Annotated in this window: 27 protein-coding genes and 4 tRNA genes; 11 read left to right on the forward strand and 20 right to left on the reverse strand. The window is 72.8% G+C overall.

Annotated features, from left to right (window positions below; translation table 11 throughout):
- Positions 1–12: 12 nt before the first annotated feature.
- The 5 genes from AB0O11_RS16400 to AB0O11_RS16420 all read right to left on the reverse strand — a co-directional run bounded on the left by AB0O11_RS16400 (position 13) and on the right by AB0O11_RS16420 (position 5,301).
- The gene (locus tag AB0O11_RS16400) at positions 13–759 is read right to left on the reverse strand and encodes a beta-phosphoglucomutase family hydrolase (RefSeq protein WP_363386580.1); all 747 of its coding nucleotides are present in this window, start codon (positions 757–759) and stop codon (positions 13–15) included.
- A gap of 100 nt (positions 760–859) precedes the next feature.
- Positions 860–1,660, reverse strand: a complete 801-nt coding sequence (locus tag AB0O11_RS16405) for a VOC family protein (RefSeq protein ID WP_363386582.1) — start codon at positions 1,658–1,660, stop codon at positions 860–862.
- Between the two features lie 204 nt (positions 1,661–1,864).
- Complete coding sequence (locus AB0O11_RS16410) at positions 1,865–2,341, reverse strand: SRPBCC domain-containing protein (protein WP_363386584.1); 477 nt, start codon at positions 2,339–2,341, stop codon at positions 1,865–1,867.
- A 164-nt stretch (positions 2,342–2,505) separates the two neighbouring features.
- Positions 2,506–4,182, reverse strand: a complete 1,677-nt coding sequence (locus tag AB0O11_RS16415; protein ID WP_363386586.1) for an LCP family protein — start codon at positions 4,180–4,182, stop codon at positions 2,506–2,508.
- 756 nt (positions 4,183–4,938) lie between these two features.
- Entirely contained in the window at positions 4,939–5,301 is a 363-nt protein-coding gene (locus AB0O11_RS16420; RefSeq protein WP_363386588.1) for a beta-ketoacyl synthase N-terminal-like domain-containing protein, read from the reverse strand.
- 538 nt (positions 5,302–5,839) lie between these two features.
- Between AB0O11_RS16420 and AB0O11_RS16425 the strand changes: the two genes are divergently transcribed.
- Positions 5,840–6,556 carry a hypothetical protein gene (locus AB0O11_RS16425; RefSeq protein WP_363386590.1) on the forward strand — a complete coding sequence of 239 codons (717 nt, stop codon included), beginning with the start codon at positions 5,840–5,842 and terminating at the stop codon, positions 6,554–6,556.
- A 50-nt stretch (positions 6,557–6,606) separates the two neighbouring features.
- Here the strand turns inward: AB0O11_RS16425 and AB0O11_RS16430 are convergent, their stop codons facing one another.
- From AB0O11_RS16430 to AB0O11_RS16440, 3 genes are all read right to left on the reverse strand, one after another.
- Positions 6,607–6,990 carry a hypothetical protein gene (locus AB0O11_RS16430; RefSeq protein WP_363386592.1) on the reverse strand — a complete coding sequence of 128 codons (384 nt, stop codon included), beginning with the start codon at positions 6,988–6,990 and terminating at the stop codon, positions 6,607–6,609.
- A gap of 424 nt (positions 6,991–7,414) precedes the next feature.
- Positions 7,415–7,487, reverse strand: a tRNA-Lys gene (locus AB0O11_RS16435).
- Between the two features lie 45 nt (positions 7,488–7,532).
- On the reverse strand, positions 7,533–8,321 hold the full coding sequence (locus AB0O11_RS16440; RefSeq protein WP_363386594.1) for a nucleotidyltransferase domain-containing protein: 789 nt from the start codon (positions 8,319–8,321) through the stop codon (positions 7,533–7,535).
- Between the two features lie 205 nt (positions 8,322–8,526).
- On the opposite strand from AB0O11_RS16440, the gene AB0O11_RS16445 reads away from it, so the two are divergent.
- Together AB0O11_RS16445 and AB0O11_RS16450 are read left to right on the forward strand one after the other, a co-directional pair.
- The gene (locus AB0O11_RS16445) at positions 8,527–9,288 is read left to right on the forward strand and encodes an SDR family oxidoreductase (protein ID WP_363386596.1); all 762 of its coding nucleotides are present in this window, start codon (positions 8,527–8,529) and stop codon (positions 9,286–9,288) included.
- A 173-nt stretch (positions 9,289–9,461) separates the two neighbouring features.
- Positions 9,462–10,157: a tyrosine-protein phosphatase gene (locus AB0O11_RS16450; RefSeq protein WP_363386598.1), complete on the forward strand. Its 696-nt coding sequence runs from the start codon at positions 9,462–9,464 to the stop codon at positions 10,155–10,157.
- 7 nt (positions 10,158–10,164) lie between these two features.
- Here AB0O11_RS16450 and AB0O11_RS16455 read toward each other — a convergent pair whose 3' ends face one another.
- Positions 10,165–10,797: an RICIN domain-containing protein gene (locus AB0O11_RS16455; RefSeq protein WP_363387069.1), complete on the reverse strand. Its 633-nt coding sequence runs from the start codon at positions 10,795–10,797 to the stop codon at positions 10,165–10,167.
- Between AB0O11_RS16455 and AB0O11_RS16460 the strand changes: the two genes are divergently transcribed.
- Positions 10,771–11,865, forward strand: coding sequence for a hypothetical protein (locus AB0O11_RS16460; protein WP_363386600.1), 1,095 nt, complete (start codon positions 10,771–10,773; stop codon positions 11,863–11,865). The two genes, AB0O11_RS16455 and AB0O11_RS16460, sit on opposite strands and share 27 nt — an antisense overlap.
- Positions 11,866–11,938: 73 nt before the next feature.
- Positions 11,939–12,274: a hypothetical protein gene (locus tag AB0O11_RS16465; RefSeq protein ID WP_363386602.1), complete on the forward strand. Its 336-nt coding sequence runs from the start codon at positions 11,939–11,941 to the stop codon at positions 12,272–12,274.
- A gap of 28 nt (positions 12,275–12,302) precedes the next feature.
- Here AB0O11_RS16465 and AB0O11_RS16470 read toward each other — a convergent pair whose 3' ends face one another.
- The 6 genes from AB0O11_RS16470 to crcB (AB0O11_RS16495) form a co-directional block, all read right to left on the reverse strand.
- The gene (locus AB0O11_RS16470; protein WP_363386604.1) at positions 12,303–13,136 is read right to left on the reverse strand and encodes a TIGR02452 family protein; all 834 of its coding nucleotides are present in this window, start codon (positions 13,134–13,136) and stop codon (positions 12,303–12,305) included.
- A 187-nt stretch (positions 13,137–13,323) separates the two neighbouring features.
- A complete protein-coding gene (locus AB0O11_RS16475) occupies positions 13,324–15,546 on the reverse strand; it encodes a DEAD/DEAH box helicase (protein ID WP_363387072.1) in 2,223 nt (740 codons plus the stop codon).
- A 225-nt stretch (positions 15,547–15,771) separates the two neighbouring features.
- On the reverse strand, positions 15,772–16,503 hold the full coding sequence (locus tag AB0O11_RS16480) for a hypothetical protein (RefSeq protein ID WP_363386606.1): 732 nt from the start codon (positions 16,501–16,503) through the stop codon (positions 15,772–15,774).
- A gap of 137 nt (positions 16,504–16,640) precedes the next feature.
- Positions 16,641–17,015: a fluoride efflux transporter CrcB gene (crcB, locus tag AB0O11_RS16485; RefSeq protein WP_363386608.1), complete on the reverse strand. Its 375-nt coding sequence runs from the start codon at positions 17,013–17,015 to the stop codon at positions 16,641–16,643.
- A complete protein-coding gene (locus AB0O11_RS16490) occupies positions 17,012–17,362 on the reverse strand; it encodes a DUF190 domain-containing protein (protein WP_363386610.1) in 351 nt (116 codons plus the stop codon). The genes crcB (AB0O11_RS16485) and AB0O11_RS16490 overlap by 4 nt, the downstream gene beginning before the upstream one ends.
- Complete coding sequence (crcB, locus tag AB0O11_RS16495; protein WP_363386612.1) at positions 17,359–17,886, reverse strand: fluoride efflux transporter CrcB; 528 nt, start codon at positions 17,884–17,886, stop codon at positions 17,359–17,361. The genes AB0O11_RS16490 and crcB (AB0O11_RS16495) overlap by 4 nt, the downstream gene beginning before the upstream one ends.
- A gap of 70 nt (positions 17,887–17,956) precedes the next feature.
- Between crcB (AB0O11_RS16495) and AB0O11_RS16500 the strand changes: the two genes are divergently transcribed.
- The 4 genes from AB0O11_RS16500 (at position 17,957) to AB0O11_RS16515 (ending at position 18,725) form a co-directional block, all read left to right on the forward strand.
- On the forward strand, positions 17,957–18,298 hold the full coding sequence (locus AB0O11_RS16500; RefSeq protein ID WP_363387075.1) for a metallopeptidase family protein: 342 nt from the start codon (positions 17,957–17,959) through the stop codon (positions 18,296–18,298).
- Between the two features lie 125 nt (positions 18,299–18,423).
- A tRNA-Glu gene (locus AB0O11_RS16505) sits at positions 18,424–18,496 on the forward strand.
- Positions 18,497–18,550: 54 nt separating this feature from the next.
- Positions 18,551–18,624: transfer RNA gene (locus AB0O11_RS16510), tRNA-Asp, on the forward strand.
- Positions 18,625–18,651: 27 nt separating this feature from the next.
- A tRNA-Phe gene (locus tag AB0O11_RS16515) sits at positions 18,652–18,725 on the forward strand.
- 88 nt (positions 18,726–18,813) lie between these two features.
- Here the strand turns inward: AB0O11_RS16515 and AB0O11_RS16520 are convergent.
- From AB0O11_RS16520 to AB0O11_RS16540, 5 genes are all read right to left on the reverse strand, one after another.
- A complete protein-coding gene (locus AB0O11_RS16520) occupies positions 18,814–20,019 on the reverse strand; it encodes a site-specific integrase (RefSeq protein ID WP_363386614.1) in 1,206 nt (401 codons plus the stop codon).
- Positions 20,019–20,204, reverse strand: coding sequence for a helix-turn-helix domain-containing protein (locus AB0O11_RS16525; protein WP_363386616.1), 186 nt, complete (start codon positions 20,202–20,204; stop codon positions 20,019–20,021). Before AB0O11_RS16525 ends, AB0O11_RS16520 begins: the two co-directional genes overlap by 1 nt.
- A 1,154-nt stretch (positions 20,205–21,358) precedes the next feature.
- Positions 21,359–22,666 (reverse strand): DUF3987 domain-containing protein, encoded by a 1,308-nt coding sequence (locus AB0O11_RS16530; RefSeq protein WP_363386618.1) that lies wholly within the window; start codon positions 22,664–22,666, stop codon positions 21,359–21,361.
- Positions 22,667–23,433: 767 nt separating this feature from the next.
- A complete protein-coding gene (locus tag AB0O11_RS16535) occupies positions 23,434–23,823 on the reverse strand; it encodes a helix-turn-helix transcriptional regulator (protein ID WP_363386620.1) in 390 nt (129 codons plus the stop codon).
- Positions 23,820–24,263: a hypothetical protein gene (locus tag AB0O11_RS16540; protein ID WP_363386622.1), complete on the reverse strand. Its 444-nt coding sequence runs from the start codon at positions 24,261–24,263 to the stop codon at positions 23,820–23,822. Before AB0O11_RS16540 ends, AB0O11_RS16535 begins: the two co-directional genes overlap by 4 nt.
- 217 nt (positions 24,264–24,480) lie before the next feature.
- Between AB0O11_RS16540 and AB0O11_RS16545 the strand changes: the two genes are divergently transcribed.
- Both AB0O11_RS16545 and AB0O11_RS16550 read left to right on the forward strand, forming a co-directional pair.
- Positions 24,481–25,329, forward strand: a complete 849-nt coding sequence (locus AB0O11_RS16545; RefSeq protein WP_363386624.1) for a GntR family transcriptional regulator — start codon at positions 24,481–24,483, stop codon at positions 25,327–25,329.
- Complete coding sequence (locus tag AB0O11_RS16550) at positions 25,326–26,012, forward strand: HAD-IA family hydrolase (protein WP_363386626.1); 687 nt, start codon at positions 25,326–25,328, stop codon at positions 26,010–26,012. Before AB0O11_RS16545 ends, AB0O11_RS16550 begins: the two co-directional genes overlap by 4 nt.
- Positions 26,013–26,054: the final 42 nt, after the last annotated feature.

Genomic DNA, 26,054 nt, shown 5'->3' on the forward strand with positions numbered 1-26,054 from the left:
CGATGCGCCCGCTCACGCCTTCTCCTCCAGGAGCTCGGAGAGGTCCTGGACGACCACGGTGGCGCCGTCCCGGCGCAGTTCGGCGGCCTGGCCGACGCGGTCCACCCCGACCACCGCGCCGAAGCCGCCGGCCCGGCCGGAGGCGACCCCGGCGAGCGCGTCCTCGAAGACCGCGGCGTGGGCGGGTTCGACGCCGAGGGCGCGGGCGGCGTACAGGTAGGTGTCGGGGGCGGGCTTGCCGGGCAGGCCCTCGGCCTTGGCGACGTTGCCGTCCACGATCACCTCGAACAGTTCCTCGATGCCGGCCGCCCGCAGCACGTCGCGGCAGTTGGCGCTGGAGGAGACCACGGCGCTGGGCAGCCCGGCCGCGCGCAGCCGGTGCACGTAGTCGACCGAGCCCTGGTACGGCTGGACGCCCTGCTCCCGGATCAGCCGCAGCACGGTGTCGTTCTTGGCCCGGCTGATCCCCTGCACGGTACGGGAGTTGGGCGGGTCCTCCGGGGTGCCCTCGGGCAGTTCGATGCCCCGGCTGAGCAGGAACGCGCGGGTGCCGTCCAGGCGCGGGCGGCCGTCCACGTAGGTGTCGTAGTCGGTGACGGCGTCGAAGGGGACGAACTGCCCACCGGTGCGGGCGGCTTCGGCGCGCAGGAAGGTGTCGAAGGTGTCTTTCCAGGCCGCGGCGTGCACTTTCGCGGTCTGGGTGAGCACCCCGTCGAGGTCGAAGAGGAAAGCACGGATGTCGTCCGGTAGCCCCAGCATGGGTGCAGTCTTACCCGGGAACGGGCGGGAAGCCGCCCATTTCCCGGCGGCGCGTCGCGGGAAGGGCGGCTTCCGGTTGCCCGGCACTGCCGGGACGGCGTTACGGCGAGTCGGGCATCTGTGCCTCGGGCGCCTCGATGACCGCGAAGGCCGCGCCCTGCGGGTCCTGGACCACCGCCATCCGGCCGGACTGCATGTCGAACGCCGGCTGGATCACCGAGCCGCCGGCCTTGACCAGGGCGTCCACCGTGGAGTCGGTGCTGTCCACCGAGAAGTAGGTCATCCAGTGCGAGGGCGTGCCGGGCGCCAGGTAGCCGGGGATCGCCTGCATGCCGCCCACCGTACGGTCGCCGACGTTGAGCGAGAAGTAGCCGTCCATGCCCTGGATGGTGGCCGGGCGCAGTCCGAGGGCCGGCTGGTAGAAGCGGCCGGCCGCGCCGGTGTCGGCGGTGTTGAGCTCGTTCCAGACCAGCGCGCCGGGCTCGTTGACCACGCCCGCGCCGATGAAGTCCATCGCCTGCCAGACCCCGAACACCGCGCCGGTCGGATCGGCGGCGACCAGCATCCGGCCGATCGTGCCGATGTCCATCGGGTCGTACAGGAGGGTGCCGCCGGCCGCGGCGATGGATGCCCGGGCCGCGTCGACGTCGTCCGAGGCGAGGTAGGTGGTCCAGGCGACGGGCGGCGTCGGCTGCCCCTCGGGCGCCGCCTGCGCCATGATCCCGGCGACCGGGCGGCCGTTGAGCAGGCACACGGCGTAGCCGCCGAACTCGGCCGGGCCGACCTTGCCCTGCCAGCCGAACAGGTCGCGGTAGAAGTCGAGCGCGGCCTGCTGGTCGCTCGCCATCAGGTCGACCCAGCACGGGGTGCCGGGCATGTACGGATCGGTGACTACGGGCATTGCTGGGCCTCCCGGAGGCGGTGGTGGCCGGCTGTGGTGGTCGGAGCGGTCGGGCCGTCGGGCGGGTCGGGCCGTGTGGGGTCCGGCCCGGCCGGGACGACGGCGGTACACCGCCACCATCGGCCCGCCGCCGCGATCCCGCCACCGGACGGCGCCCTGGCGGGCGACCGGCGGCCGGGCCGTCACGGGGCGCCCACGGGGTGTTCACGGGGCGTCGTGGCGGTGCGCGGTGACGAAGTACGGCTGCACCTTGCCGCTCTGCGCGTAGTCCTTGAGCCGGACCAGCAGTTCGGCCCAGGTGCCGGCCACCGCGGGGACGCCCTCCTCGCTGCCCGGCTGCCAGCCGCCGTGGCGGAACAGCAGCCGGGTGCGCTCGGGCTGGCCGGACCCGCCGGGCTGGTCGGCTGTGGCGGGTTGGTCGGCCAGCTCCCAGCTGATCCAGGTGCCGGCCCAGTGCGGCGGGAAGGAGCCGGCATTGGTCCACACCACCCGGTCCCGGTCGGCCCGCTCCACCCGCAACCGGAACGGCTCGGGGACGTCGGGGAAGTCGAACAGCAGCACGTCGCCGTCCCGGTCCACACCGGTGGTCCACCAGGCGGTCAGCCCGTCGTGCGTGGTGAGCGCGGCGAGCACCACGGCCCGGGGTGCGGCGATGTCGAGCTGGAGGGCGATCTCGGGCATTGGGGTCCGCCTTTCGCGGTGACCGCTGGGTCCCTGCCCGGAGGCGTTCGGGCCCCGGGGCGTACGGGCCCCAGGCCCACCATGGCACGACCCCCGGACCCGCGCGCCCCGGAGGGCGCCGGCCCGGGGGTCGTCCCCGTGCTCCCGTGTTCCGCCGGGTGCGGTCAGCCGCCGCTGCCGTACGTGGTGTTGGCGCAGATGTCGTCGTCCGCCGAGCGGGCCTCGTTGGTGACGGTGGTGGGCAGCGGCTGCGGAGGCGTCGGGACGCCCGGGGTGGCGGCCGTCGCGCCGCCGGCCGGGGCGCCGGAGGCCATCCCCATCGCGGCCGCGAAATCCTGGCCGGTGATCACCGAGATGCCCCGGGTACTGCTGGGCTCCAGGCCGGCGCCCGGGAACAGCGCGGCGACCTTCTCGGCGTTCGCCTTCTGCCCGGAGCCGTACTCGATCGTGGTGGTCTTGTACTTGGTGCTCGCCGCCTGGCCCGCCGTGCTGGCGATGAACTTGGCGCCCTTCAGCTGCTCGGTCGCCTTGCCGGCCAGGCCGTTGACGAGCGTTCCGTTGTAGACCGCCACCCTGATCGCGGAGTTGGCGGTGTCCGCGGCCGGGGCGGCCGGGGTGGTGGGCGCGGGCGGCTGCGGAGCCGGGGTGGTGCCGTCGGCCGGGGCGTCCGGCTGCTGGCCGGTGGCGTTCTGGCCGTCGATGGTCTGGTCGGCCCTGAGGGTCTCCCAGAGCTTGTTGGTGTCCGGCTGGATCAGGTCGATGTCGGCGTCCTGGGTGCGGAAGCGCCAGGGCGTCGTCACGAACTTGAGGTCGTGCATGTCGATGTTCTTGAGTGACAGACCGAAGGAGAGCAGCTTGTCGGCCGAGTCCAGGCCGGGATCGACGACCAGGGACTTGGTCGCGGCGTCGGCCAGCGGCAGGAGGGTGGTGGGGCTCATCCCCTCCTTCTTGATCTTGCTGGCGAGCGAGCCGAGGAAGGCCTGCTGACGCTTCATCCGGCCGATGTCCGAGCCGTCGCCGATGCCGTGCCGCAGCCGGACGTAGTCGAGCGCCTTCTGGCCTTCCACCTTCTGCTTGCCCTGTGGAAGGACGAGGTCGCCCTTCTTCTTCAGGTTGGGGTTGATGTCGCCCTCGTAGATCGGCTTCGGCAGGCAGATGTCCACGCCGTCCACGGCCTGGGTCATCGCGGCGAAGCCGTTGAAGTCGACCACGAGGGTGTGGTCGACCCGGATGCCGGTCAGCTTCTCCACGGTGTTCTGCGCACAGGCCGGGTTGCCGTCGTCGGTGCCACCGGTGGCGAAGGCCTCGTTGAAGCGGGCGTTGGCCCGCTCCTTGGTCCACTTGCCGTTGGGGAGTTTGCAGGACGGGAGCGTGACCAGGGCGTTGCGCGGTATCGAGATGCCCACGGCGTGCTTGTGGTCGGCGTAGACGTGCAGCAGGATCGTGGTGTCCGAGCGGGCGCCGCCGTCCTCACCGCCGCCGAGGTCCGAGTTGTTCTTGCCCCGGCTGTCCGAACCGATCAGCAGGACGTTGACCGGTTTGTTGCCGTCCGCGTCGGCCTTGGCCTCCGGGGGGCGGTTGCGGGCTATCGCGTCGGCGTCGAAGGACTTGATGTTGGCGTTCAGCTTGAGGTAGATCGCACCGCCGATACCGGCCACGACGACCAGCACGCCCGCCGTCGACCAGGCGACGATCTTCTTCACGTTCTTCTTGGGCTTGGCGCTCTTGCGCGCCGCAGCCCGGCCACCGCCCGCCGCCTCCGCCTTGCCGCCGCCACGTCCGCCCTTGCCCTGGGCAGCGCGGCGGGCGTCCGCCCGGCCACCGGCACGCGGGGAGGGCACGGAGCCCGCGGCGCCTTCCGTCGCGGGCACGCCTTCGCCCCGAGCAGGGCTCTCGCCCCTCCGACCTGACATGCGCGTACCTTTCACCGACGGAAGCGACGCCCCTGACGATCCGGCGCACCGCACACAGAGAGACGGTCCGGACCGTTCCCAGGTTGCACATACGACCGTCGCCACTATCCGACGATCGTGGCTTCCGATCATATTTAGGCCCGACACGATCACGGACCTCCGGGCCACGGACAACCCTGTCGATCGGCGGGCAACATCACGACAGAGCAGTCGAAAACGCCCGATTCCGACGTGACCCATGCCACTTCACGGTTCCTGCACCAGCGTCGGATTCCGGCCACCGGAGCGGCCCGTGGAGGGTGTCGCGGAGTCGGAACCGGCCGCGGCGGCCGGTCCATCGGGTCGGCGGTCATCGGGCGCACGGTGCGTGGAAGTGAGGGGACGGAAGAGGCCGGCCGGTCCGAGAACGGCTCGCCGCTGTTGCCCGCCCGGCTGCGGATCCACGCGCCGTTCGCGTCGACCGGCTTCGAGACGTCGTCGTTCGTCAGCGACGTGGCGGGCTGGTGGTGGCCGAGGGCCGGCATGCGCGAACCGAGCCCTGCCCAAGTCCCCTTGTTCTGGCGGCGAATGGACGAGACCGCCGCACCCGAGCCGGTGCGGCGGTCTCCCGTGGGCCTCGTGGCGCCTCCGGCGGTCAGGCCCCCTGCGGCGGCACAGCGGCGATGAACGGGCGGTCCTTCCCGATCAGGCCGACTGCCCCTCGGGGCTGGAGGCTGTGATGTGGTCGGCGCTGGAGGTCACCGCGACACCTGCCGGCACGCCGTACACCCGGGCGCCACGCGCGCCGGCGAACTCCTCCCGTTCCAGCACCAGGATGCCCGCGCCCTCGCCCGTCACGACACCGCTGCGGTCCACGTCGAAGGGCCGGGACACCGCCTCAGGATCGCCCGACCGGGTCGACAGCGCCTTCATCCGGGCGAACGCCGCGACCGTGAACTGGTGGAGGCAGGCTTCGGCGCCACCGGCCACCACCACGTCCGCCTGGCCCGCCCTGATCAGCTCCAGGCCCATCGCGATCGCCTCCGCGCCCGAGGCGCACGCGCTCACCGGGGTCCGATCCGAGGGCGGCGGGATCGAACCGGTCCAGCAGCAGTCGGACGTGCGGGAGCTTGCCGGGAAGCATGCTGACCCCTTCGTCGGTGATCAGCCGCACGGTCCGCTCGCACATCACTCACACCGCTCGGCTCCGGCCGGGTGGCTGAACCACGCCGCACTGTCCGGGCGGGGCACGAAACTCCTGCGGCTGAGTGACAAGGGTGCGGCTCCCCGAGGATGTTCACGATGTGATGAGCCGACTCCTCTTAACTTCTTCTGGCACTCGGCTGTGTCGCGCAGCAGGCGGTTGCCTGCGTCCGCCGCCCATGGAGGTCACTGGATGAATCTTCGACCCTGGGTTGCAGCGTCGCTGGCAGGCGCGGCTATCGCCCTCACGCCTCCGTCTGCGGGCGTCGCTGCGCAGGCGTCCACACGGCACGCGTCCGGTTCCCCGTGGCTCCGGGAAGGGGACGGGGACGGGGACGGGGACGGGGACAGGGACCGTGATCGCCACAATCCCTGGCGCCGCTGCCACAGTCCCCGCCGCGTCGTGCTCATCGACGAAAACCTCAGGGCGATTCTGATCAACGGCCGGCACGGGCCGGAGGCTCTCGTTCTCCAGAGGGACCCGCCGGACCAGTCCGCGCCACCGGAAGCGCCATGGCCCGGCTTCACTGTTGCAACGTATTTGGACGTGAATTATCCCACCAACACCAGCGGCCTGTATCAGTTTCAGATTCGTGACTTTTTCAGGGAGCACCCGGTGTTCGTGGTGAAGGCCTTCGGCCGCCACGAGCGGGACTTCCGCTTCGCAGCCGCCCACTGCATCGACGACTACGACGACGACCACCACGACGGCGGTGACCGCGGTGACCACGCCCGTCCGCACGACGGTGAAGCTGCCGAGGGGGGTGGCTCGTCCGGCACCCCGCCGCCCCAGGAGTCCGGCGCCCCGTCGCCCCAGGAAGGCGACCACCATCCAAGCGGCCTGCCCGCACCGGAGACTCCCGCCTCCGGGGGCACCGACCTCCCTCTTCCGTCTGACGGTGCGGCTGCCGGCAGGAGCGCCGGTCGTCCGAGCGCGAAGCGCGTCGGGATCGCGGCCGGCGGCTTGCTGATGGTTCTGGGAGTGCCGGGTACGGCCTGGCTTCACCGACGTCGTCGGCAGCGTGCCACCCGACCGGAACAGGAGCCGGCGACATCTTCGGCATCTGACGCCACATCACATCAGGAGCCTGACGCGCCGCCCACCGAGCCGCGCCGATAGCGGACGGCAGGCCTCCCGGGGGCGAGAACGTTGCCCCCCGGCGGAACCGGTCAGGAGGAACTGCTGCTTTCGGTGGAGTCCGACGTGGCCGAGGAGCTCGGGCGGAGGTCGTGGGGGCAGATCCGGCCAGGGTTCTTGATCCCGAAGCTCAGGCCCCACTCCCTGTCACAGCCGCCCCAGTAGATGTCCACCCAGCCGCAGTAGGGGCCGCCGTAGCTGTGACAGGGGCGCACTGATTCCTGCGAGCCCGGATTCGTGGACAGTGGCCAGGACGATTCGGCCCTGCTCTGCGAGGTACCGGAGGAGCTGACCATGCGGACCCGCGTGGCATCGGAACCGTGGGACATCCGGTCCATGAGGAAGAGGGGCAGGCCGAAGGCCGAGGCGGAAGTCGCCACCGTTGCGGCGACAAGAGCGCAGCGGGTCAGGCGCATGACTGTTCCTCCTGGCTTCGTGGTCCGTGGCAGGTGTGGACGAACTCCGTGCACGAGCGCCGCCGCTGTGAGCGCCGGAGTTGAACGTATGGTCTGGAAAACTCCCCGGCAGTCGGCAAACCGCCGATCAGGCGGCCTCGCTCCGGTTCTTCACTCGAAGGGTCTCGCCCCTCGGGACGCCGCGGCGCTCCACGATCACGCCCACGTCCGACACGTGCACCAGCCTCCTCCCGGAGATCGACCGGGAGGCGTCCGGGGCCGCGGCACGGCTGGTTCTCCGGGCCCGTGAGGCGGCGGTCGGCGAAACCGTCGGGATCACTTCGGGCTCACCCGCGCCCGGGAAAGCGACGGCGCCCCGACCGGCAAAGCCGAGTCAGGGCGCTGAGTCGCAGGTCAGCGGGGGTAAGACCGCCTCCGGGAGGAGTGGGCCACCAGGGGCTCGAACCCTGAACCTACGGATTAAAAGTCCGCAGCTCTGCCAATTGAGCTAGTGGCCCGCGGCCCTTGCTCCCGAGATGCCGGGCGGAAGGACCACCGCGATCCTACCCGGTGGGGCCCAGGGCTCCGCCAGTGGATTGCACAGGCGTACCGGGCGTGTGGAGCGGGCCTTGAGGCGGGGTGTAGTGGGCGGCGCGAACGCGGCGGAGCCAGGCCTCGACGGGGCGCGGGTCGGGGGCTACGGGCAGGACGCCGGGGCCGGTGAGGCGGTCGGCGGCGTCGGCGAGCAGGCCCTCCGCGAGGGCGGGGCGGTCGGCGATGCGTTCGCCGAGTTCGCGGATGCGTTCGGGGTCGGGCAGCCGGATCAGGTTGCGGCCGGTCTCGTGCAGGCGGACGGCCTGCTCGACCAGCCGGACCAGGTGCCGGGCGTGCTTGGCAGCCCGGCGGCGGGTGGCCGGGTCGGTGGTGTCGCGGGTCAGCAGCTTGCGGAACTGCTGGTCGGCGTAGCCGAGGTAAGCCTTCCGGACGGCCGACGCGCTGAGGAAGGCCGCCCGCAGGCCGACCAGTTCGTCGCCGAGCGGGGTGCGGACCTCGTACAGCTCGTCCGGCAGCCAGACCAGTTCGGAGGCGGTCGGGTTGCAGCTCAGCGCCAGCCTGCACCACTTGGCGGCCTCGTGCAGGGTGAGGTCGGGCGCGGTGCTGACGTGGGACTCGGCCGGGCGGTGCAGGCCGTGCAACTCCTCGGTGGGGGTGGCGAACAGGCCCAGCCGGTCGAGGTCGGAGCCGGCGTGGGCGAAGCCGTACGCGGTGGAGCCGACGATGCCCGAGAGCAGGACCGTGCCGGGAACGGACAGAACGGAAGCTACGGCGGGAACGGCGGGAACCGTGGACATCGGCGGACTCCTCTCGTACGGACGGGCGGGCACCGCATCCTCGTCCGGGCATCCTCGCCGGAGCGGGCCGCGCCGGGCGAGCGAATTCCGGTCCGGGGCCGGCCCGGCCGCCGGTACCTGGGTCCATGGAGCACGGCCCTGATCGCGGCCCTGCGGGCGGCCGCCGCGGGTGTCGCCGGCCGGACCGCCGGGTAGCGTACCGGGCATGTCGACCACCCCCACCGACGAGGTCCTGATCGTCACCGGCGCCGGGCGCGGCATCGGTGCCGCCACCGCCCTGCTGGCCGCCCGCCGCGGCTACCGGGTCTGCGTCAACTACCGTACGGACGAAGCCTCGGCGTCCTGTGTCGTGGACGCGATCCGGGCCGGGGGCGGCACCGCACTCGCGGTCCGCGCCGACGTCAGCCGCAGCGCCGAGGTGGAACGGCTGTTCAGCACCGTGGACGACGAACTCGGTCCGCTCACCGGGCTGGTGAACAACGCCGGCACGCTGGAGAAGCAGTGCCGGCTGGAGGAGATCGACGAGGACCGGCTGAACCGGATCTGGGCCGCCAACATCACCGGCCCGTTCCTGTGCGCGGCCCAGGCCGTCCGCCGGATGTCCACCCGGCACGGCGGGCGCGGCGGCGCCATCGTCAACGTCGGCTCGGCCGCCTCCCGGATCGGCTCGCCGAACGAGTACGTCGACTACGCGGCCGCCAAGGGCGCCGTCGACTCGATGACCCGCGGCCTCGCCCTGGAGGTCGCCGCCGAGGGCATCCGGGTCAACGCGGTGCGGCCGGGGCTGATCCACACCGGCATCCACGCGCTCGGCGGGGAGCCCGGCCGGGTCGACCGGGTCGCGCCCGGCCTGCCGATGGGCCGCGGCGGGCAGCCGGAGGAGGTCGCCGAGGCGATCCTCTTCCTGCTCTCCCCGGCGGCCTCGTACACCACGGGGGCGTTCCTGGAGGTCTCGGGCGGGCGCTGAGCAGCCGGTTCCGCCCCGGCGGGGGCGGGTTCCGGACGGTGTCGCCCCGGCGGGGGCGGGTTCCCGACGGTGTCGCCCCGGCGGGGGCGGGTTCCGGACGGTGTCGTCCGGCCGGGCGGCCTGCGTCGCATTTTTCCTTCCGCCCGCCCGCCACCGCCCGTACGGTGGTGGCCATGACCGACGCCTTCATCGACATCCCCGGTGTGCGCAACTTCCGTGACGCGGGCGGGATCGGCGCCCTCCGCCGGGGCGTGCTGTACCGCTCCGGGTCCTTCCACACCCTCACCGAGGAGGGCGCCCGTCGGCTCAAGTCCCTCGGTCTGCGGACGGTGATCGACCTGCGCAGCGAGTTCGAGCTGGACGTCTGGCCGGACCAGCGGTACGACCTCGACCACGAGACCCTCGGTCTGCCGACCCTGCCCCCGCACGCCAAGGACAGCGACCGGCCGTGGCCCGAGGACCAGGCCGCCCTCTACCCCTTCATGGCCTCGACGGCCGGCCCCTCGCTCGCCGCCGTCGTGCGCCGCCTCGCCGCACCGGAGTCGCTGGCCGCCGTCGTCCACTGCGCCGTCGGCAAGGACCGCACCGGGCTCACCATCGCCGTCCTCCAGTCCCTGCTGGGCGCCTCCGAAGCCGAGATCACCGCCGACTTCCTGCTCTCCAACATCGGCCTCGGCCTCGACAAGGGCCCCACCCCGTACGTCGACGAGACCGGCACCGAGCGCCTCTCCCGTCCGGTCGACGCCGAACTCCTCGTCTCCTCCCTGGCCTGGATCCACGACCGCCACGGCACGATCCCCGGCTACCTCCACCACCACGGCGCGACGGAGGCCGAGGTCGACGCCGTCCGCGCCAACCTCGCGGACTGACGGGACCTCAGCCCGCCTTGCGCTCGAAGCGCCACCACTGGGTCGGGGCGTCGACGTCCTCGTGCTGGTGGACGTCGGCCTCCGGGGTGTCGCCCGCCGTCAGGGGCTTGCCGCTGATGAAGCTGGTGACCGTGTAGGTGCCCGGGGCGTCGACGTGGGCCTCCAGCAGCCACTCCTGGGCGCCGAAGGCGTTGGCCGACCACTGCTGGATCCGGACGCCGTCGTCCGTCGAGGCGCCGGTGACGTCCAGGCGCTTGCCGCTGCCGGCGTTCTCGATGTGGAACAGCGCACCGCCCGGGTGGACGGCGGTGAGGCGCCAGAGCTGGGCATCGCTGCCGTCGTCCGTGCCGAGGACGATCCGGGCACCGCTGCGCCGGGAGGCGTCGGCGACCTGCAGCAGCAGGCCGCTGCCGACGTTGCGGAGGAGGTAGCTGCCGTCGGTGATCGCGGAGTTGGTCACGGCCGAAGTCTGCCACCGGGCACCGACAGGGCCCGTCCCCGGGCCCCGCCGCCGACGCCCACGCCCACGCGTACGCCGCCTCCACCGGGCCGCCCCCGGCCGGGAAACGGAGGCGTTTCCACCGGACCGGCTCCGCCCCCTATGCTGCGGCGAATGTCCACCGAGCAGATACCGTCGCACCGTCAACAGCCCACGTTCTCCGCGGCCGTGGCCGCCCTGGAGGCCGTGGTCACGGCCGGGGACGACGAGCGGTTCGGGCCCGCCCTCGGACTGGTCGGCGGGCTGTTCGGTGCGGCGGACCCGGCCGAGCGGGTGGCGGCCGGTCCCCGGCTGGCCGCGCTGCTGCCGGACGCCCCGCCCTTCCCCCGCGCGCACCTGGCCATGGTGGTGGGCGCCTGCGTGGAGCACGGCGCCGACCCGGTCGCCTGCTCCGGCCCGGTGCTGGCGGGCCTGCGCGGGGCGCTGACCGGCGCGCAGTTGCTGGTGCGGCGCTGGGTCTCCACCGGCGGCGGCCCGCTGCCCAGCGCGGAGGAGGACGATCCCGCCGAGGCGCACGAGCGGATCGCCGACCCGGCGCACCTGGACGAGTGGCACGCCCACCTCGCCGTGGTCGCCTGGTGGACGCTGCACCTGTGGCAGCAGGCGGCCTGGGCGGTCTACGCGCACGCGGAGGTCCGGGCCGAGGCCCGCGCCTCGGGCGTGACCGAGGTGATCCTGGAGCTGTTCGACCGCTACCAGGGCGAGCAGCACGACTTCAAGGGCCTGGCCCACCTGGCGCTGATGCTGGACGACGAGCCGCTGCTGGTGCTCGACCGCCCCACCGGCACCGGCTACCTGCTGCGGATGAACGGCCTGAGCGACACCTTCCAGCTGCACACCCTGCTCGCCGACGTGCTGATCGGCGGCGGCCACCTGCCCGGTGCCCCGCAGGACCGGGAGGTGGTGGCGCTGGCCCGGACGGCGTTCCTGGACGGCCGCCGGGTGATCGCCACCGGCGCCTTCAACCTGGTCGCTCCGGACGGCTCCTGGATCTGGAACGAGGGGACGCCGAGCGACGTCCCGGTGGTGGACGGCGTGCGCACCCTGGTGCTGGAGCCGCTGCCGTACGAGCGGAGCTGGTCGGCCGGGCGGTTCATCCAGGAGGTCCCGGGCGACCTGCGGCTGGAGCGGGTGCTCGACCCGGCGGAGGCCGCCCGCCGGCTGGCCGCGACGGTACCGGGGCAGACGCCCGCCGAGGCGTTCCGGTAGAGGCCCCGGCGGCCCCGTCCGTTCGCCGGGTTATGGTCGGAAACGGACACAGCCCCGAGGAGTGGAGTCGACGATGGCGAAGGTCCCGAACGTGCTCGCGGCCGCCGCGCCCGCCGCGCTGACCGCGGCGAGCGGTCTGGTCGGCGGTTACGGCGTCGCCCGCTGGAGCGGCCGGCGCGAACTGGGCGGCGCGGTGCTGGCGGCAGCCGGCGCCGGGGCGGCCGTGCAGTGGCGCCGGAGCTCGGGCACGGGCACCGCGGCGGCACTGACCGGCCTGTACGTCGCCGCGTTCGGCGGCTCGCACCCGCTGGCGAAGCGGATCGGCGCGTGGCCGTCCGTCCTCGCCGTGACCGGCGTGGTCGCGGCGGCCTCCACGGCCGCGACGGCGCTCTCCGCCCGCAGGAAGTAACCGGCTGCCGGGCGACAGGAGCAGCCGGCTAGCGGACCGCCGCACCGAACCGGGCCTCGAAGGCGGCCCGGTTCGCCGAGACGGGCGAACGGTCCCAGACTGCGAACACCACCCGCTCGAAGGCCGCCCCGTACCGGGCCAGTGCCCCTTCGAAGGCCTCGGCGACCTGCGCCGGGTCGTTGCGGAACACCCCGCAGCCCCAGGCGCCGAGCACCAGCGTGCGCACCTCGTGCCGGGCCGCCGCCGCGAGCACCCGCACGGCCCGCTCGGCGAGCACGCCCCGGACGTCCGTACCGGGCGAACGCCGTTCCAGCTGACCGGCGTTGGGCGCGGGCGAGGTCAGGAAGGTGACCGGGTACGGCTGCGCCAGCAGCTCGCCGCGCCCGTCCCGGATCACCGGCACCACCGGGGAGACGATCACCCGGTGGCTGTACCGGAGGTCGGTGGAGGCCCGGTGCGCCTCGTAGTAGTCCGGCGCCTCCAGCAGACAGCTGTACAGCAGCGCGCTGCGGCACAGGTCCTCCTCCTGGGCGCGGGCGCCGCGCAGGTAGCCGCCGCCGGGGTTGCGCGCGGAGGCGAAGTTCAGCACCCCGACCGGCCCCGCCCCGGCCTCGACCAGTCGGCGGGCGGCCTGGATGCTTCCCTCGGCCGTCACCTCGATCCGCCCCTCCGCCGGCCCCGGCCCGCGGTCGCCCGCGGCCAGCAGCGCGTCCAGCCCCTCCGGCGCATACGACACCGTGCCGGCCTTCGCCGCCGTCAACTCCTCCCCCACCCACACGAGTTCGCCCCCGGTCGTCCGGTAGCTCCCCCGCTCGGCGATCTCCTCGTTCACCCGTGCCACGTCGTGCAGTCTGCTGCTCATGGCCGCGACGCTACGGGACTACCGCACCCGCGCGCCACAGGTTATTCTCACTCCCAGAACAACGCCTCAGGGGGGCACCGCCAGGTGTCGGGGGGTGTCGGGGGAACGCGAAGGGCCCGCTCCGGGGGACGGAGCGGGCCCTTCGTACGTTCAGCCGGGACGGCGGTCGACTACCGCCCGTACGGCGTCAGTTCTTCCAGCGCGGCTTGCGGTCGTCGCGGTCGAAGCCACCGGAGCGGCGGTCGTCGCGGTCGCGGCCGCCAGCGAAGCCGCCACGGTCACGGTTGAAACCACCGCGGTCGGACTGCGGACGGCCGCCGGAGCGGTGGTCGTCGCGGCGCGAGAACGGACGGCTGCTGCCGCCGCGCTCGTCACGGTCCCGGCCGAAGGACGGGCGGTCGCCGAAGGAGCGGGCCGGACGGTCGCCGAAGGAGCGGCCGCCGCGGTCGTCGCGGTCACGGCCGCCACCGAAGCCACCGCGGTCACGGTCGAAGCCACCGGAGCGGCGGTCGTCGCGGTCGCGGCCGCCAGCGAAGCCGCCACGGTCACGGTTGAAACCACCGCGGTCACGGTCGAAGCCGCCCGATCGGCGGTCGTCGCGGTCGCGGCCGCCAGCGAAGCCGCCACGGTCACGGTTGAAACCACCGCGGTCACGGTCGAAGCCACCGGAGCGGCGGTCGTCGCGGTCACGGTCACGGCCGCCACCGAAGCCACCCGAACGGCGGTCGTCACGGTCACGGTCACGGCCGCCGCCGAAGCCACCCGAACGGCGGTCGTCACGGTCACGGTCGCGGTCGCGGTCGCGGTCACGGTCACGGCCGAAGGCCGGACGCTCGCTGCGCGCCTCGCGGTACGACGGGGCGCGCTCCTCGGTCTGCGGCGCGGCGACGGCCTCGGCGGCCGGAGCGGCCTCGGTCGCGGCCGACTCGCCGGACTCGGCCTCAGCGGCCGGCACCTCGTCCTCGATGCCCAGCTCGGCCCGCTCGCGCGCCGCACGGGCGGCCAGACGGTCGGCCTCCTCGCGCAGCTCGGTGGCGCGGCGCTGCGCGCGCTCCAGCTGGCGGGTCATGTCGGCGATCTCGCGCTCGGCGGCACCGGCGATGTTGGCGGCGCTCTCGGCCTGGACCTCGGTCAGCGAACGGGCGCCGGTGATCTTGGCGACCTCCGCGTCGAAGGCGTGGTCGAGGATGTGGCGCGAGGCGTCCACGCCCGCGTCCTCCATCAGGCGGAAGACGCCACGGCGCTGGTGCGGCAGCACCAGGGTGACGACGGCGCCGGAGCGGCCGGCCCGCGCGGTGCGGCCGGAGCGGTGCAGGTAGTCCTTGTGGTCGCCGGCCGGGTCCACGTTGAGGACCAGGTCGATGCCGTCGACGTGGATGCCGCGGGCGGCGACGTCGGTGGCGACGACGACGTTGGTGTAGCCGTCCTTGAAGTCGCCGAGGACGCGGGTGCGGGCGCCCTGGGTCATGCCGCCGTGCAGCGCGTCGGCCTTCACACCGGCCTCGATCAGCTGCTCGGCGACGCGGTCGGCGCCCATCTGGGTGCGGACGAAGATGATCGTGCGGCCCTTGCGGGCGGCGATCGCGTTGGTGATCGGCGCCTTGTCCTTGGGCTTCACCACGAGGATGTGGTGGGTCATGGTGGTGACGGCGCCGGCCGACGGGTCGACCTCGTGGGTGACCGGGTTCTTCAGGTAACGCTTGACCAGGGTGTCGATCTCGTTCTCCAGGGTGGCGGAGAACAGCAGGCGCTGGCCGCCGGCCGGCACCTGGTCGAGGATCTCGGTGACCTCGGGCAGGAAGCCCATGTCGGCCATCTGGTCGGCCTCGTCGAGCACGACGGTCTTGACGTCGTCCAGCTTGGCGGAGCCGCGGTTGAGCAGGTCGCGCAGACGGCCGGGGGTGGCGACCAGGATGTCGACGCCACGCTCCAGCGCGTAGATCTGGTTCGACATCGAGGTACCGCCGCAGACCACCTTGAGGCGCAGGCCGAGCACCGAGCCGAACGGCTCCAGGGCGTCGGCGACCTGCATGGCCAGCTCGCGGGTCGGGACCAGGATCAGGCCGCGCGGGTGCTTGGCGCGGGTGCGCTCGCCGTCGGCGAGGCGGGTCAGCAGCGGCAGGCCGAAGCTGAGGGTCTTGCCGGAGCCGGTACGGCCACGGCCCAGCACGTCCTTGCCGGCCAGCGCGTCCGGGATGGTCGCGGCCTGGATCGGGAACGGGGTGGTGACGCCGCGCTTGGCGAGGGCGCGCACCACGTCGTCGTGCAGGCCCAGGTCGCCGAAGGTGATGGTGGACTCGGCGGCCGCCTCCTCGGTGGCCTCCACGGCCTCGGCGATCACCTCGTCCGCGGCGGTGTCGAGGGTGTCGGTGGTGCCGGTGACATCGGCGGCGGCCTCGTTCGCGGGCATGGCGAAGCGGGCGTCGTCAACGAGAGACATGCAAAACCTTCCGGAAGTGGCACGCGCCAAAGTCCGGGGTTCTGTTTCACAACCGCCTCTATGCGGTCAGCCACGGATCGCCGGAACGCGCCAAGGGCGCCAGATGGGATTAGGGCGCCAGTCAAATGGATCAAACGAACGATCTACCACCATAGACGAGCCTCGGGATCAGAGGCAAACCCCCTGCTCAATCCACTAATGCCCGGCCGCGCGAGGGCTCGGGGCCGAGGAACCGGAGCTGCCGGGGGACGGGTCCGGGGCAGGTGGGACGGTCGCGGCGGGCGAGCTGTGCTCGGGCGCGGGGGTGCTCGACGGGCGGCTGCTCGGGGTCACCGAGGGCGTCCCGGCCGAACCGCCGCCGGAGCGGCCCTCCCCGGTGCCGCCCGCCCCACCGGCGCCGCCGGAGCCCGCCGTGCCGCCGGACCCGCCCGGCCCGCCACCCGGGTGCGGCACGGGGCTGGTGTTCGCACCGCCCGCCGAACCGCCGCCCGGCCCGCCGTCGGGAGCGCCCGCCCCCGGTACCGGGACCACCCCGGCCACCGCGCCGTTCGCCCCCGCGGCCGCATCGCCGGGCACCGTGACGGTGGCCCCGTTCGCCCCGCCCTCGCCCTGGAGGCCCCCCGGCCGCTCGGAGTGCCCCGAGGCCCCGCCCGGGTGCCCGGCGCCCGGCGAGGCCGAGGGCCCGCCGGTCGCCCCCGGCCGGGCCGCCGGACCGGCCTGCCCGACCGGCGCCACGCCGTGCTTCTCCTCCGCCGCCGGACCGACCGACATGCACCCGGTCAGCCCGAGCCCGGCCACCGTCAGCAGCGCCGCCGCCCGTACCGCGCGCGAGCGCAGGACCGCCACCTCCCGCCCCGGAGCCGTACGCACCGCGGCCATCCGTACCCGCACCGCCCGCACCGCCCGTGCCGCCCGTACCGAAGCCACTGAAGGTCCCTCTCTACCGCCCCACCCGGGCCGCCCACTCGCGTGCGGCCGCTTTTCGGTGCCCAACGCGCGCCCGGCCCGGCGGGACACGGGCAGCGCGCAAGCTCGCCCGGCGGGCCCGGCACTCCGGCGTCCGCTCAGCCCCAGAGCGCCGAGGCCAGCTCCGCGCCCCCGTACACCGCGGCCAGGCCTGCCACCACGCTGCCGCCCACGTTGGCCAGCGCGTACCGGCCGGCGCCGGTCTCGGCCAGCCGCAGGGTCTCGTACGAGAAGGTCGAGTAGGTGGTCAGCGCCCCGCACAGCCCCGTCCCCAGCAGAAGCTGGACCTTCGAGGAGGCCGCACCCGCCGCCACCGCGCCGGTCACCAGCCCGAGGACCAGGCAGCCGACCACGTTGACGGTGAACGTCCCCCACGGGAACACCGAGTCGTGCCGGGACTGCACCGCCCGGTCGGTCAGGTACCGCAGCGGCGCGCCGACCACCGCGCCGGCCACCACCAGCAGCCAGTTCACTCCGCCGTCTCCCCCCGGCCCGCGTAGGTCACGACCTCGCAGCGGTCCAGCAGCACCAACCCCTCCGCCACCATCCCGTCCAGCTGCGGCAGGAACGCCCGCACCCGCTCCTCCTCGTCCACGATCACCACCGCCACCGGCAGGTCCTCGCTCAGCGACAGCAGCCGCGTGGTGTGCACCAACGACGAGGCACCGAACCCCTCGATCCCCCGGAACACGCTCGCCCCGGCCAGCCCGGCCTCCCGGGCCCGGTGCACGATCTCGCTGTACAGCGGGCGGTGGTGCCACCGGTCGCTCTCCCCGATCAGCACGGTCAGCCGCAGCGCCGGCCCGCTCAGCCGGTTCACCGCGCGCCCCCGGCCCGCCCGGCAGCGCCCCGCCCGGCTCCACGGCGGACGGCCCGGTGGATCAGGCTCCGGGTCAGCCCGGCCGCCGCCCACACCGCGAACAGCGCGCCCACCAGCGTCAGCCCGAGGTACGCCAGCGCGGGCCCGGGCCGGCCGCCCTCCAGCAGGCGGCGGACGTCCACCGCGTACGTCGAGAAGGTGGTGAACCCGCCCAGCACGCCGGTGCCGAAGAACGGCCGCACCAGCGGATGCGCCTGGCGCCCCTCGGTGATCACCACCAGGAACACCCCGATCACCGCGCAGCCGACCACGTTGACCAGCAGCGTCGTCCACGGGAAGGCCGTCGGCCCGGCCTGCCAGCCGAGCCCGGCCGCGTACCGCGCGGTCGCCCCGATCGCCCCGCCCGCCGCGACCACGGCCACCGCCCGCCCCTGCCCGCGCAGCACCGGCGGCCGGTTCCGGGCCGGGCCGTCCGCCACGGTGCCGCCCGCGGCGTCGTCCACGGTGCCCTCCGAGGTCGTCATAGCCCCATCAAACACCGGCCTCCGCCACCTGGCACACCGTCATCCGACACCGGACAATGATCCGGTGGAGATGACCCGGGAAGAGTTCGAGACGCTGGTCAGCGACGCCCTCGACCAGATCCCCCCGCAGCTCGCGGCCATGATGGACAACGTCGCGATCTTCGTCGAGGACGAGCCCGACCAAAGCGACCCGGAACTCCTCGGCCTCTACGAGGGCACCCCGCTCACCGAGCGCGGCGAGTGGTACGCCGGCGTCCTGCCCGACCGCATCCTGATCTACCGCGGACCCACCCTGCGTCACTGCGAGACCCGCGAGCAGGTGGTCGAGGAGGTCCGCACCACGGTCATCCACGAGGTCGCCCACCACTTCGGCTTCGACGACCACGAGCTGGACGAGCTCGGCTGGTCCTGACCCCCCGCGACCGGCCCCACCACGCCGCACCCCCCACCCGGCCGAAACCCGTTTTGGCGATCCGCCCTGCATCCCATATGCTTCTCGACGTCCCCGAGCGCTGGGAACAGCGGGACAGGCCACAAGCCCTCATCGTCTAGTGGCCCAGGACGCCGCCCTTTCAAGGCGGTAGCACGGGTTCGAATCCCGTTGGGGGCACGCAGGACCGTAGTAAAGTGCAGTGCGCAAGACCTGAGTGGTTCGCCACTTCTAGGTCCCGTGGAGCAGTTGGTTAGCTCGCCACCCTGTCAAGGTGGAGGTCGCGGGTTCAAGTCCCGTCGGGATCGCTCGTCTCGCAAGAGACGGTGCAGTACGGCCAGGTAGCTCAGTTGGTACGAGCGTCCGCCTGAAAAGCGGAAGGTCGCCGGTTCGACCCCGGCCCTGGCCACAGCCGCCTGAAAAGGCAAAACGGCCCCGGAGAGATCACTCTCCGGGGCCGTTTTCATGTCCGGTACGCCAACCGGTACGCCAACGGCTCAGCCGAGCTTGTCGCTCAGCGACCCGAGGGCCTTCCGCTGCTCGTCCAGGGACGCGTGGGCGTAGACCTTCATCGTCACACCGATGTCGCTGTGCCCGGCGATCTGCCGGACGATGTGCGGCGGGACGCCGAGGTCGAGCAGCAGGGTCACGCAGGTGTGGCGGAGGTCGTGGAACCGGAGCGAGAGCCCGAGCCGGTCCCGCAGCGGGTACCAGCTCCGCCGGAGGTTGTCCGGCTCGATCGCCGTCCCGACTCGGCTGGTGAACACCAGCCCCGATTCCGTCCACCGCTCGCCGGCCGCGACCCGCTCCTGAGCCTGCCGCTCCCGGTGAGCCCGCAGGGCCTCCAGGACGAGCGGCGGGAGCGGCAGCGTCCGCAGCGAGGACGCCGTCTTGGTCGGGCCGAGCTGGAGGGCGCCGTCCACCCGCTGGAGGTTGCTGGACACGATGAGCGTCCCGCGCTCCAGGTCCACCGCCGCCCAGTGCAGGCCCAACAGCTCCCCGCGCCGGAGCCCCATGGCCAGGGCGAGGACGTAGAGGGCGTGCAGGCGGTCCGGGCTGGCCGCCTTCAGGAGCAGGCGGGCCTGCGGGACGGTGAGGCCCTTCCCGGTGCCGTAGTCGGGCGTGGGCACCTGCACCAGCTTGGCAACGTTCCTCAGGATCAGCTCCTCCCGGACGGCGTTCTCCAGGGCGTTCCGCAGGACGGCGTGGATCGACTGCACCATGCGGCGGGACAGCTTGGTCTCGCAGCACTCCCCCGCCGCGCAGCACTCCGGCTTCGGCCGTGCCTTGTCCCACTCGTTCTTGCAGCACTGGCAGGCGGTAGCGACACCGGCCAGCCACTTCCGGACGTCGGCGGCCCGGAGGGTCCGGAGCTTCTTGGTGCCGAGCCCGGGGACCAGGTGCACCCGAACCACGCTCTCGTACCCCTGGTAGGTCTTCGGCCGGCGGTTCACCTTCACCACGGTGGCCAGCCAGTACGTCAGGTACTCCTCCACCTTGGCGTTGGTGTCGGGCGTCGGGATTCCCTGGTTGTTCTGCGCCTGAAGCTCCGTCATCTTGTCGCGCACCTCGTCACGGGTCTTGCCGTACACGGAGATGCGCTTGACCTTCCCGGACGTCGTGGTCACGTAGACACGGCCGTGGTAGAGGTCGCGGTTCGTCATGCGGGTGATGCTGCCGTCGCCGTTGGCGCGCTTGGCCATTAGAGGCTCCTGCTCTGGGTGCGGATGTAGGTGGTGAGGTCGTCGGCGGCCACGCGGCGGGCGCGGCCGATGGTGAAGCTCGGCAGGGCGCCGGAGCGGAAGAGGTCGTAGACCTTGCTGCGGCCGAGCCGGAGCGCGGCCATGACTTCGGGGACGGTGAGCGCTTCGGCGGCCGGGCTGGCCAAGGTCTCCTCCTGGGCGGTTGGGGCTGTCGTCTGCCTGTCGCCTCACCTGTCGTGTCGCCTGTCGTGTCGCCTGTCGCCTGTCACCTGTCTGTCGCCTGTAAGGCGCAGGTCAGGGGGGTGTTTCGGGGCTGTGGGGCCCGTTTCGGGGCGGGGACGACAGGTGACAGGCGACAGGCGACAGGCGACAGGCGACAGGTGGGCTCGGCGGGCGGCAGGTCGGGTGGTCGGGTCGGTCGCGGCGGGTGACGGCGTCAGGGGTGTCAGGTCGGCCGTCAGGGGTGTCAGATCGCGGTTGGCCGGCGGGGCGGGTCGGGTCTGCGGGGTGTCAGGACCGTCAGATCGGTCGGCGGGTGGGCGTCAGGGCCGTCAGGGCGGGTGTCAGGCGGGGGTGTCAGGGGCGTCAGAACGGGGTGTCAGACGCGTCAGCTCGCGCGCGCGTGCGCGTTACCCGGGGATCTGGGCGTCAGGACCGTCAGACGGTTTCTGACGCTTCGGGCCTGACGGTCGGCGGCGGTCCTGTGGTGACGCTGTGTGTTGATGGGGGGCTCCTTCGCGCGTACGCGTGCACGCGTACGTGGGACCCCCGGATTCACGGAGCGGGTGATGAAAGTGAGCGCGGAGAGTGACCTCCCACCCACCCCCCACCCGGCCCGGGAACGCCTCCCGAGGGCCCTGGACGGCCGGGGGGAGGGGTTTTCCTCGGGTGGGGGGTGGGTGGGAGGTCACCGGCTGTTGCTCGGCCGGTGCCGGGGTGGCTCGCTCTGCGGGCCGGTGTGCCGTGTGGCGCGGAGGGAAGAGTCCACCCGCCCGCCAGGGGGGCGGGGTGGCTTCTTCTGCCCGGCCGTCCGTGGTGGGGAGCGGGCCCGGGGCGTCGTGGCGGCCGGTGGGACTTCCGCCCGAGCGGCCGATCGTGCGGCGGGTCGGGCGGTGGTCGAGCGGGTCATGGCGGTGGTCTCCGGTCTGGGGTGCGTGGTGGAAAGGGTGGAAAGGTTGGAAAGGGGTCTGACCTGCGGTTTCTTCTGGTGGAAAGCGGGGTGGAAAGGGGTGGAAAGGGTCGGGGGCTGCGGGCGGTCGGGGGCTTTCCACCCCTTTCCACCCGCCTTTTCACCCGGCGTTTTCGCAGGTCAGGGCCCTTTCCACCCTTCTCGCCCTTTTCACCCGGGGGGTGCGAAGAGGTAGACGGTGCGGTGGCGGCCGTCACCGGGCACCTGGACGGCGGCGAAGCCGGGCAGCTCGCACAGGCGGGCGGTGAGGTCGGAGCGGTAGGCGGCGTTGCGGCGCTTGAACAGCCGGTACACCTCGTCCCCGGTGAGCCCGCCGTCCCCGGCGGCCTTCACGGCGGCGGCGAGCTTGTCCAGGTCCGGGTCACCGGTGCCGTTGGCCATCGCCCCGAGGACGTGGGCGGCGCTGGCGCGGGCGTACCGCACGAGGGCCCACGCGGCGCGGAGGTGGGTCTCGCCGATGCGGTCGGTGTGGTCGGTCAGGGCGTAGACCATGGCGGCGCGTTTGGCGTAGGGGGCGGCGCGGGCGGTGAACTCGGCGATCGGGCCTTCGTCGCCTTCGTCCCCGCACAGCGCGAGGTAGACCTCGTCGCGCCAGAGCTGGGCGGCTTCGGGGGTGAGCTGGACTTCGCCGAGGCGGCGGGCGTCGGTGATGACGGTCCGCCAGGCGGAGGCGAGGTTGTCGATCAGTTCGTCGGAGGCGCCGGGGGCGTCGGGCAACAGGAGGTTGCGCCAGACGGCGATGGCGAGGAAGCGGTTGTAGGTGCCGCCGGCCATCTCGGCGTCCTGCATCTTGGCCCGCAGCTCGCGGGAGCTGATGTGGCCGATGACGGCGATGTGCGGGGCGGTGGCGTGCAGCGCGTCGCGGTTCATCACGCCCAGGTCTTCGCCGTTCCAGGCTTGGCGCAGGATGCCGCTCAGGGAGGAGCCTTCGCGGCGGCCCCGGGCCATGGTGACGCCGTACTCGGACTCGATCACCCACAGGCGCTTGTCGGTGACGCCGGGGTCCTTGTCGCCGTCGCCGTCGCGGACCATGTCGATCAGGCCTTCGCCGGAGGACAGGCCGGAGCGGGTGTTGGAGGCGATGAAGTCCGGTACGGCGGCCTTGAGCAGGCGGCGCACGGTGTTGGTGGCGGCGCCCTTCCTGCCCAGGGAGGTGCCGCCGACCGTGAGGGCCCAGATCAGGGCGGGGTGGCGGTCGTTGCCGATCCACATGAACGGCCCCGGTCCGATGGCCGCGCCTGCGGCGGACAGGAGGTTCACGAGGATGCCGACGGGGTCGGCCTCGGTGGTCGGGTCGAGGGCGGCGACGGTCTCTCCGGCCCAGCCGCAGAACACCTCCGGGTCCGGGACGGGGCCCGGCCGGTCGGGGCGCACGAGGCCGGGCGCGGGGTCGTACATCGGGTTCGGTCGGGCCTGTGGTCGGCCGTCGGCGGTGGAGGGGAGGGTTTCGACAGACACGGGTTCTCCAGCGGGTTCACGGGGGCGGGTCGGTCGGTCGGTTGGGTGGTGGGTCGCGCACTGCTCACGCTCCTTCGTCGGGTGCTCACCGCCCCCTTTAAGAGCGCTTCTCCTTGGGGGAGTTGGCGGTGCTCGGTCGGGCACGCTCGCCCCGGTCCGCCGAGGAGAAGCGCTCTTAAGGGGGGGTGTTCACTGGCCGCCGGTCGGGTGCTCACCGGCGCTCACGGCCGTGGTTGAAGAGGCCACCGCCGCGCCTGAAACGGCGGCCGGGCCAGGCGCCGGCGGGTGGGGCACAGACCGGAGAAGCGCTGTTCCGGCCCCGCGTTCACCGGTCGTCGGTCGGGTGCTCACCGGTGTTCACGTCCCTTCGACCAGCGGTTTTCAGGTCCCCGGCCGAGGGCTTCAGCCGGACCCCGGGCCGTTTCAGGGGCGGCTCCGGGCGTTTCAGGCCCGCCTGGTGAGCAGGTGGTGAGCGGGGGTGAACACCCCGGCGTTCACCGGTGAACACCCGGCCGGACCGGGCACCGTTTCAGGCGCCGGGGTGGCCTCTTCAGGTCCGCCCACCCGGGCTTCAGGCCCGCCCGGTGAGCGGCCCGTGAGCGGTCGGTGAGCGGGGGTGAACACCGGTGAGCGTTCACCCGTCCCGGCTGCCGTTTCAGCTCCACCGGCGGCCGTTTCAGGGCCGCCGACGGCCGTCGGCTCGGACGAGCAAGAAGAGCACCGGGGGCGTGCGGGGGTGCTCCTCTTGCTTGTCCAGGTCTCCGGGTTCAGGCGGCCAGCGGGAGCAGCCCGACGGCGGTCTCCGGCAGGCCCAGGAGCCGGGCGACCCGGCGGAGCTGGGTGACGTCGCGGATGGTGCGCTTGCCGCGCTCCAGCAGCGAGACGTAGGGCTGGCTGAAGCCGAGGAGGTCGGACAGGTCCTGCTGCGTCAGGCGGGTCTCGGCGCGGAACTTGCGCAGGATGCCGCCGAGGTCCGGGCCCGCCTCCTCGGCGGTGGGCTCCTCGGCCGGGAGCGGGGCGACGGCGGCCAGGCGGGCGGCACGGCGGTCGTCCGGGCCGACCGCGCGGCGGCACGGGCCGCACAGCCGGTCGGGGTTGCTGCGGCTGAGCCGGGCCGAGCAGCGCGGGCACCGGCGGATCTCGACGACCGTGTTCACGCCGCCACCGCCTTCGAGGCGGCCGGGGCCACCAGCGACAGGACCGGCGCGGGCGGCTGCGGGGCGGTGACACCGAAGATGCGGGTCACGGCGGCGCCGAGGCGGACCGCGAAGTCCCGCAGGTTCGACTCACGACGGCCGGTGTAGACGGCCATCGCCATGTCCGCGTAGGTCTCCGCGTCGTTCAGGTTGGTCTGCGCCATGGCGAACCACAGGCACCCGACGATCTTCTCCTCGTTGCCGTCCTCCAGGTCCTCCTGCATCAGCAGCGCACCCGGGCTGAACAGCAGGCGGCCGAGGATCTCCGCGAACGACAGGTGCAGCGTCATCTGCACCGCCACACGCGGGGCCGTCTCGGTCACCTCCGACTCCCCCCACACGTCCACGAACGTCTGGACGGAGCCGATGGCCAGTGGCTGGGTGTTGAGCGATCCGTGCATGATGGAACTCCCCTCAGTGGGGCCTGAAGCGGCGTACGGACTTGGCGGTTTGAGCGCCGCTTCAGGCATTTCCGCAGGTCAGAGCAGGCCAAAGAAGGCCCTTTGCCGTCTGCGACCTTCCGTCGCTTCCGACACCCACAACATAGACAACCTGCCTAAGCAGGTCAAGAGAGCTGGGTTCCTCGCGCCTGTTGGGCAACTGTCCTAGCATTGGCCCATGGCCCTAGACCCGGACGACTCGCGCCCCCCGTATCAGCAGGTCCGCAGCTATCTGCGGGCCTCGATCCTCGCCAAGAAGCCGGGGTTCGAGCCCGGCGACAAACTTCCCTCCGGCCCTGAATTGGCGAAGCACTTCGGCGTGGCGCGCGGCACCGTCGACAAGGCTCTAGACCTGCTCCGCGCCGAGGGACTGATCGTGACCCGCCAGGGAAGCGGCTCGTTCGTCCGAGAGCGAACCTCTCGGCCGGTCGGACTCCGGCCCCACCTCGAAGCAGCCTTCGAGCAGCAGCAGGTGACTCTGGACTTCGCCGGCTTCTCCAGCGAGACGCTGCACAACGCGTTGCAGGAGCCGCTGGACAAGGTCCGCTCCGGTCGGCTCACCCCGGAGTCCATCACCGTGCGCCTGCTGCTGCCGGACACCACACAGCCGATGGCCGTCCCGGTGCTGGTCGACGGGCTCAAGGACGAAGTGGCGCTTCGCGAGCGGGCCCGGAACATCGCACTGACCAACGCCGGGGGCATCGCCCATTCGGTCGAGGTGTTGGCAGAGCTGGGGCTGGTCCAGTCGGCCAGCGTTCAGGTCAGGGTGCACCAGGCATCCAGCCTGTTCAAGCTGTACATCCTGAACCGGTCGGAAGCCTTCTTCGGCTTCTATCCGCTGCGTGAGCGGACCATCGCGGTGGACGGCACGGACCACACGTTCTACGACGTGACGGGCAAGGACACCACCCTGTTCCACCACGCCGCCGGCCCGGATGACGCCTCGCTCGGATCGCAGTACGTCCAGCAGGCGCAGATGTGGTTCGACAGCGTGTGGAGCACGATCTCCTACGAGCGGCAGCCATGACCACTCCCCCTCAGCAGCTCGCCGACGTGCTCCGGCCGGTGAAGCACGTGCTCCTCGACTTCGACGGCCCGGTCTGCTCGGTCTTCGCCGGTCTTCCCGCCTCCGAGGTCGCGCGCCGACTCCGTGAGGGCCTGCTCGCCAGCGGTGAGCAGGCCCCGACCGGGGCCGAAGAGGAGAGCGATCCCCTCGCCCTTCTTCGGCTGGTCTCGGACGCCCAGCCAGAGCTGACGGAGAGCACGGACGCCGCGCTGACCGCACTGGAGACCGAGGCGGTTCGGGAGGGTCGCCCGACCCCGGGCGGCGAATCGGTTCTGCGGGCCTGCGCCCGGTCCGGTCGGCTGGTCTCGGTGGTCAGCAACAACGCGGGCGCGGCCATCGAGACCTACCTCACCGAGCACGGTCTCACCGGCTACGTGGCGGGCATCTTCGGGCGCATCCCGGGCGATCCCTCGTCCATGAAGCCGAACCCTCGCCTCCTGCTCGAAGCCATGAAAGCCGCGGGCACCGAGCCGGAGCACTGCGTGTTCATCGGCGACGCGGCGCGCGACGTCGAGGCCGGGCAAGCCGCTGGCATCCCCACGATCGGCTACGCCAACAAGCCGGGGAAGGACGCCAAGCTCACCTCCGCCGGCGCCGTGGTGATCGTGGAGTCCATGCAGGTCATCGCAGACGCCTTGACGTGATGGCTCGGACGGCGGCGCCGCCGAAGGCGTACTCCAACCCGT

The sequence above is a fragment of the Kitasatospora sp. NPDC093102 genome (genome assembly GCF_040683915.1).
In the GTDB taxonomy this organism is placed as follows: domain Bacteria; phylum Actinomycetota; class Actinomycetes; order Streptomycetales; family Streptomycetaceae; genus Kitasatospora.

Coding starts and splice junctions, on each gene's coding strand:
- AB0O11_RS16400 (WP_363386580.1), bottom strand. CDS start 759: ATGCTGGGGCTACCGGACGACATCCGTGCTTTCCTCTTCGACCTCGAC.
- AB0O11_RS16405 (WP_363386582.1), bottom strand. CDS start 1,660: ATGCCCGTAGTCACCGATCCGTACATGCCCGGCACCCCGTGCTGGGTC.
- AB0O11_RS16410 (WP_363386584.1), bottom strand. CDS start 2,341: ATGCCCGAGATCGCCCTCCAGCTCGACATCGCCGCACCCCGGGCCGTG.
- AB0O11_RS16430 (WP_363386592.1), bottom strand. CDS start 6,990: ATGCGCCTGACCCGCTGCGCTCTTGTCGCCGCAACGGTGGCGACTTCC.
- AB0O11_RS16440 (WP_363386594.1), bottom strand. CDS start 8,321: ATGTCCACGGTTCCCGCCGTTCCCGCCGTAGCTTCCGTTCTGTCCGTT.
- AB0O11_RS16445 (WP_363386596.1), top strand. CDS start 8,527: ATGTCGACCACCCCCACCGACGAGGTCCTGATCGTCACCGGCGCCGGG.
- AB0O11_RS16450 (WP_363386598.1), top strand. CDS start 9,462: ATGACCGACGCCTTCATCGACATCCCCGGTGTGCGCAACTTCCGTGAC.
- AB0O11_RS16460 (WP_363386600.1), top strand. CDS start 10,771: ATGTCCACCGAGCAGATACCGTCGCACCGTCAACAGCCCACGTTCTCC.
- AB0O11_RS16465 (WP_363386602.1), top strand. CDS start 11,939: ATGGCGAAGGTCCCGAACGTGCTCGCGGCCGCCGCGCCCGCCGCGCTG.
- AB0O11_RS16470 (WP_363386604.1), bottom strand. CDS start 13,136: ATGAGCAGCAGACTGCACGACGTGGCACGGGTGAACGAGGAGATCGCC.
- AB0O11_RS16475 (WP_363387072.1), bottom strand. CDS start 15,546: ATGCCCGCGAACGAGGCCGCCGCCGATGTCACCGGCACCACCGACACC.
- crcB (WP_363386612.1), bottom strand. CDS start 17,886: ATGACGACCTCGGAGGGCACCGTGGACGACGCCGCGGGCGGCACCGTG.
- AB0O11_RS16500 (WP_363387075.1), top strand. CDS start 17,957: ATGACCCGGGAAGAGTTCGAGACGCTGGTCAGCGACGCCCTCGACCAG.
- AB0O11_RS16520 (WP_363386614.1), bottom strand. CDS start 20,019: ATGGCCAAGCGCGCCAACGGCGACGGCAGCATCACCCGCATGACGAAC.
- AB0O11_RS16540 (WP_363386622.1), bottom strand. CDS start 24,263: ATGCACGGATCGCTCAACACCCAGCCACTGGCCATCGGCTCCGTCCAG.
- AB0O11_RS16545 (WP_363386624.1), top strand. CDS start 24,481: ATGGCCCTAGACCCGGACGACTCGCGCCCCCCGTATCAGCAGGTCCGC.
- AB0O11_RS16550 (WP_363386626.1), top strand. CDS start 25,326: ATGACCACTCCCCCTCAGCAGCTCGCCGACGTGCTCCGGCCGGTGAAG.